A 1,159-nucleotide genomic window follows, 5' to 3' on the forward strand; every position below is an offset into this window, starting at 1 on the left:
AGGCTGCTGAATCGGCGTTACGAGAAGGCAAGCATCATCCTGACGTCGAACAAGGGGTTTGGCGGACTGGGGAGAGATGTTCGCCGACAACGTGCTGGCAACGGCGATCCTGGACAGGTTGCTGCATCACTCAACGACGCTGAATATCAAGGGGGAGAGCTACCAGCTAAGAGAGAAACGAAAAGCAGGCGTGCTGAGCAAGAATCTAGCGCCAGAAAACAATGAGGCATCGCTGGAGAAAAGCGGTCAACCTGGTTGATGAATAGCGGACATTAAAAATGGTGAAAAACGGTCAAAGATCGTGGCGTTGACACCCGCATCGGGTGAACTGGTGCTTAACATTTTTTCGTCCCTGGCCCAGTTTGAGAGACGCCTCCTCCAGGAGCGAACCAGGGCAGGCCTCGCGGCTGCACGCGCCCGGGGGCGAAAAGGAGGACGCAGGGCAGTCAGCAAAAGCGCACCGAAAGTGATGATGGCCAGGCATATGTATCATGATAAATCTTTAAGTATCAATGAGATTTGTGAAACGTTAAAAATTTCCCGGGCGACATTCTTCAGGTACGTATCTTTAGCAAAAGATGCAGCCTAATGGTTATATAAAATATTTAGATATAACTTTCAGGCTTATTGCCAGAAATTAACGAATCCTTACGGTCACCCGGAGTGGCCCAGCAACAAAGTGGCAGAACTGCTGCCATGGAACGTAGATCTCACCAATAAATAATAGTCAATACGGCGCTCACTTAATGCTTACAAAAAAACAATGAAAACAAGAAAATAAAGATTGTGGGTTATACTGAGGCGAGGGTAATGTTGATGAGTCATCTGGTTGAGAGTTATTAATATTTGTCAATGATGAGCCCATTAATAAAATAGGTGAGCTAGTTATTGGCGTTTGATTTCCAAAAGTAAAAGGCGAGTCATTAGAGTGAGTGTCAGCATTTACATAATTTCCGTTTTGGAAGTTTTGTACTAAAACACCTCCGTTATTAGACAGACGAGTATAAACGGTCACGGATTCAATTAGTTCACTAGGAATATGTCTATATGCAGCGTATTCGTGTTCCCGCATTACAACGGCTCTTACGTCATGTGACATATTAATTCCAGATGCATCATAATTATGATACATCGTATCTGAAACTGAATAGAAATCTTC

General features: G+C 44.5%; 1 protein-coding gene and 2 pseudogenes. 2 read left to right on the plus strand and 1 reads right to left on the minus strand.

Features of this window, described 5'->3' with window-relative positions; all coding sequences use genetic code 11:
• Positions 1 to 259: pseudogene (locus J5224_RS29035) on the plus strand (ATP-binding protein); the annotation flags it as partial.
• Positions 260 to 310: 51 nt separating this feature from the next.
• Positions 311 to 589, plus strand: a pseudogene (locus J5224_RS35935) (recombinase family protein); the annotation flags it as partial.
• 150 nt (positions 590 to 739) lie between these two features.
• Here J5224_RS35935 and J5224_RS29045 read toward each other — a convergent pair.
• Positions 740 to 1,159: hypothetical protein (locus J5224_RS29045; protein WP_264628550.1), on the minus strand; the 420-nt coding region annotated here is incomplete at its 5' end.

It is taken from the genome of Candidatus Symbiopectobacterium sp. NZEC135 (genome assembly GCF_025962695.1).